This is a genomic window from Microcoleus sp. A003_D6, assembly GCF_036702825.1.
In the GTDB taxonomy this organism is placed as follows: Bacteria; Cyanobacteriota; Cyanobacteriia; order Cyanobacteriales; family Microcoleaceae; genus Microcoleus.
In genome coordinates, this window is the sequence record NZ_JAUBWA010000045.1 from 1 (window position 1) to 4,248 (window position 4,248).

The 4,248-nt window shown below is 47.8% G+C and carries 7 protein-coding genes; 5 read left to right on the forward strand and 2 right to left on the reverse strand.

What is annotated here, in order from left to right:
* Positions 1 to 314 precede the first annotated feature (314 nt).
* Positions 315 to 548 carry a tetratricopeptide repeat protein gene (locus QUB70_RS14295; protein WP_332981248.1) on the forward strand — a complete coding sequence of 78 codons (234 nt, stop codon included), beginning with the start codon at positions 315 to 317 and terminating at the stop codon, positions 546 to 548.
* 36 nt (positions 549 to 584) lie between these two features.
* On the opposite strand, the gene QUB70_RS14300 is transcribed toward QUB70_RS14295, so the two are convergent.
* Both QUB70_RS14300 and QUB70_RS14305 read right to left on the reverse strand, forming a co-directional pair.
* Positions 585 to 803: a BrnA antitoxin family protein gene (locus QUB70_RS14300; protein WP_332981249.1), complete on the reverse strand. Its 219-nt coding sequence runs from the start codon at positions 801 to 803 to the stop codon at positions 585 to 587.
* A 19-nt stretch (positions 804 to 822) separates the two neighbouring features.
* Positions 823 to 1,098 (reverse strand): BrnT family toxin, encoded by a 276-nt coding sequence (locus tag QUB70_RS14305; RefSeq protein ID WP_332981250.1) that lies wholly within the window; start codon positions 1,096 to 1,098, stop codon positions 823 to 825.
* 214 nt (positions 1,099 to 1,312) lie between these two features.
* Between QUB70_RS14305 and yqeK the strand changes: the two genes are divergently transcribed.
* From yqeK to QUB70_RS14325, 4 genes are all read left to right on the forward strand, one after another.
* Positions 1,313 to 1,948, forward strand: a complete 636-nt coding sequence (gene yqeK, locus QUB70_RS14310) for a bis(5'-nucleosyl)-tetraphosphatase (symmetrical) YqeK (protein WP_332981251.1) — start codon at positions 1,313 to 1,315, stop codon at positions 1,946 to 1,948.
* A 139-nt stretch (positions 1,949 to 2,087) separates the two neighbouring features.
* Positions 2,088 to 2,513 carry a ribosome silencing factor gene (gene rsfS / locus QUB70_RS14315; protein ID WP_332981254.1) on the forward strand — a complete coding sequence of 142 codons (426 nt, stop codon included), beginning with the start codon at positions 2,088 to 2,090 and terminating at the stop codon, positions 2,511 to 2,513.
* Between the two features lies 1 nt (position 2,514).
* Positions 2,515 to 3,015: a CGLD27 family protein gene (locus QUB70_RS14320; protein WP_332981257.1), complete on the forward strand. Its 501-nt coding sequence runs from the start codon at positions 2,515 to 2,517 to the stop codon at positions 3,013 to 3,015.
* A 165-nt stretch (positions 3,016 to 3,180) separates the two neighbouring features.
* Complete coding sequence (locus QUB70_RS14325) at positions 3,181 to 4,134, forward strand: asparaginase (RefSeq protein ID WP_332981260.1); 954 nt, start codon at positions 3,181 to 3,183, stop codon at positions 4,132 to 4,134.
* Positions 4,135 to 4,248: the final 114 nt, after the last annotated feature.

Consider the following 4,248-nt stretch of genomic DNA (forward strand, 5'->3'; position numbering starts at 1 on the left):
ATTCCGGCACTGTCTTCTCCATGTGCCTCACCTTATCAGATTTTTGGGGTTTTTGCTACCCCCGTGAACTTCTACGAATTAAGGAAATCCTATGAGTTATAAAAAAATTGAGCTAACCTTGACCATTATTGGTCTATTAATTGCCTCGGTTACTGCTATACCGACAGTTTATAATTTTGAGAAACAAACATTTTTCTGGGAAGTAAAGTTAGAACAGAAAGAAGCTACCAAAACTACAGATTATAGGTGGTAGCTGCGACTACACAGCGCCCCTGCACTATAAGGTAGGGGAGTATCAAGGCGCGATCGAGGATTTGACTAAAGGAATTGAGTTAAGTCCACAGTTAGCAAATACTTACAATCCTGTTCTTGCTAAGGCTTACTATCGTCGAGGCGTTTATTTCCACAAGTCTGAAGAGTATCAAAAAGCAACTGAAGATTATGAGAATGCGATTCGGATCGAGCCGAATACAAGTCTTGCAAAAAATTGTGCGGACTTGCTTGTCTTTGCCTCTAATTGTCTTCCTTTGAACACAGGAATCAGATAATACATTAAGGCTGTACGGGAAGGGCTAATATTATAACTATTGATGGGCTTTCATGTATTCTCTTAGTAAGGCGTTGATCTGGGTTTGATAACCACGACCTTGAGATTTAAACCACTCGAAAACATCACTGTCAATGCGTAAGGTAACTTGAGCTTTAGTCTTAGGGTTAGGCAAGCCTCGCTGAACTACGGCTTTAGCGAACATTTCAGGCGTAATTTCAGGGCAATCAGAGAAATCAATATCTTCATCAGTCATGGCATCTAGACGTTCCCAGTCAGTTTGAGATTTGCTCGAAGTAAATTCGTTGTTCATATTTAGTTGCTTTTCTAGCAGAAATAATGCGGGTACATTCCTCTCGTTCTGTATGGACGATAGCGACTACTCGCCCTTGCAACAAACCAAAAGTCACAAACCTTTGCTCCCCATAACTGAATCGTTCGTCCTCAACTGTTACGATTTCTCCATCAAAAACTAATGGAACGTCGATAAAGTCAAGTCCATGTTTGCTAAGGTTGGTAAGACGTTTAGTCTCATCCCACTCAAATTCCATACCTTGATTGTCACTAGATATTGTAACTACAATTTGTCGTTACAGCCACTTACTTTAACACATCTTTGGATTGTTCAGGTAGAGCCGATCGCCCCCTTCACCCCCTTCACCCCTCGCCATCCCATAAGTCACCACAACCCTGCGTGCCCGACACAGCAGCCGATCGAAACAAAACGCTAAAATAAAAGACACTATACAATTTCGGAGTTAATACTTGGCACTTGCACCCGATCGCGAAAACGTCCTAGCTTGGCTCTCACACCGCGTTCCTGCTGCCCGCATCACACACATCCTCGGAGTCGAACAGACAGCAGGAGACTTGGCTCGCCATTACGGCCTCGACGAAGCAAAAGCCCGATCGGCTGGACTGTTGCACGATTTGGCAAAATACTTCAAACCTCAACTGCTGCTGCAAATGGCCCAGAAGGAAGGTTTAGAGTTAGACTCAGTGTTGGAAGCACACCCGCATTTGCTGCACGCAGACGCGAGCGCGATCGTCGCCAGAGACGAATTCGGGGTGGTCGATCGAGAAATTTTGGACGCAATCGCCAATCACACCCTCGGCAGACCAAACATGAGCCAGCTCAGTTGTACCGTATTTATAGCAGACACGATAGAGCCGAGCCGCGGCAACACCGCCGAACTAGCAGCACTGCGCGAAGCAAGCTGGCAAAATCTTTATGCAGCCGTGTGGCAAACTAGCGATTATTCTCTTAAATATTTGCTAGAAACTCGCTGCTACATTCACCCCCGCACCGTACTTACCCGCAATTGGGCGCTGCAAATGGCCCGCGAATCGCGCGAAATAGGAAATTCGACGGGAAAGTCGATCGAACAAATCACAAGTTAAAAGTAAAATTTACCAGAAATCCCGTCCTTACTTTTGGCTTCAACCTAACTCCTATTTCCACTCTCAAACTGCCAACAACCGAAAGCCAATAGCGCGCCCATTCCCCCGAACCCATATCAATTAGGAACTTAAACACTTAATGTCAGATATAACCCAACTCGAATACTCCACGGCCCAGTCAACAGTAACGGACGCCACCACCCCAGACGAAGCCCGCGGCCTGATCCTGACCGTTGCTCAAGCAGCCGAAGACCGCAAAGCGGTTGATATTGTATTGCTCCAAGTGTCAGAAGTATCCTATCTGGCAGACTACTTTGCGATCGTCACCGGATTTTCCAACGTGCAGGTACGAGCCATCTCCCAAGCGATCGCAGACCAAGTAGAAGAGGAGTGGCAACGCTTGCCGCTGCGTACACAAGGGCTATCAGACGCAAGTTGGGTCGTCATGGACTACGGCGACGCGATAATTCACATTATGAAGCCTCAAGAGCGCGAATTCTACAATTTAGAAGCGTTCTGGGGACACGCCGATCGCCTTGACTTTTCCCCCGCAGAGGAACGCTAATGTGAAAGACACTTCTGTTTCTATTTGTCCCGTTCCACAAGAACAGCGACCGGTTAATGAATACCAAGAACTAACAGAATCATGGTTTTTTAGCTGGGTAACACTCAATTGGCCCCAGTATCTCGCAAAACTGGCTTGGGTATGGGGTTGGAGTTGCTTGATATCCGGGCCTCTAGCCTCCGCCAGCTTTGCTCCCCTCAAGTATCCAGTTCAGTTTTTCCTGACCGGTGCTGCCGGTGCCAGTTTTATTCTAGGATTAGCTTTGCTGCGACTCTACTTGGGTTGGTTCTACGTGCGATCGCGCCTTTCAAATCCCACAGTCGTCTACGAAGAGTCTGGCTGGTACGACTGTCAATCTTGGCCTAAAACTCCCGAGGTTTTGCTCCAAGACCAATTGATTGTCAACTACCAACTAGAACCAATTCTCAGGCGTCTGCGGCAGACATTTTATGGTTTGACAGTATTGCTGGTTGCTGGGGGACTAATTTGGAGCTGTTTGTAATCGGGAACGGGACAGGGGAGTTTTGAGTTTTGAGTTTTAAGTTTTGAGTTAGGAACGATCGCCAAAAGATTAACTTCACAACTCGCAACTCATAAATTACCGATCGCAACTCACAACTCCCCAGTACCCCAATCTAAAATCTAAAATCTAAAATCTAAAATTGATATGACAAGGGGAAAACGAACCCAAGCTCCAGAACTGGAAGTCACACTGCTGCGCGAAGGTATTGTGGAATCGAAGCACCGCGCCCAGGCCGCTGTCTGCGACAAGCGCGGGCGCGTTCTGTCTGTTGCCGGTAACTCGGAAACGGCCTCATTTGTCCGTTCTTCACTCAAGCCTTTTCAAGCTTTGGCGGTGACGGCGACTGGCACTTTAGAACGCTACGAATTGACCGATCGAGATTTAGCGATTATTTGCAGTTCCCATCAAGGTACGATCGAGCAATCGCGCCAGGTATTTAACGTCCTGTGGCGCTGCGACATCGACCCCTCTAAAATTCAATGCCCCATTCCCGAAGGCAAAAAGAGCGCCCTGCAATACAACTGCTCCGGCAAACACGCGGGAATGCTGGCTGTCTGCCAGCAACTGCACTTGCCTATGGAAAATTATTTGCGCCGCAAACATCCCGTCCAGCAGCTTATTTTGGGCAAAGTGGCTGACTTGCTGGGAATGCCTGCCGAAGAGTTTATCAGCGCTCGCGACGACTGCGGCGCTCCTACCTATCTGTTGCAGTTGGGGCAAATGGCGTCTTTGTACGCTAAGTTGGCAAGCGGCGACAATGTGGAGATGGAGCGGATTGTCCGCGCTATGACTCATCACCCAATGATGGTTGCCGGTGAGGGCAAATTTGACACAGAACTGATGCGCTTGACTCAAGGGGAATTGGTGAGCAAGTCCGGCGCCGAAGGGGTGCAGTGCATTGGCCGGGTTGGCGAAGGCATGGGCTTGGCAATTAAGGTGACGGATGGGGGAAAGCGCGCTCAATTTGCTGTGGCGATTCACTTGCTCAAGCAGTTGGGGTGGATTACTCCGACGATCGCCGAAACTCTTTCGGATACTTACCTGACTCTCAGCGATTTTAAGCGCTTGGAAGTCTCCGGCGAAGTTTCGATGCTTTAGTGCGATCGAGACTCGCTCGCCAATTTCAGCAACCCCTTCCACAATCTAAAAATTTTTTTGATTTAGGGGTTGCAATTTTCAGAAAGATATGTTTATATTAATAAAGAGACAAAA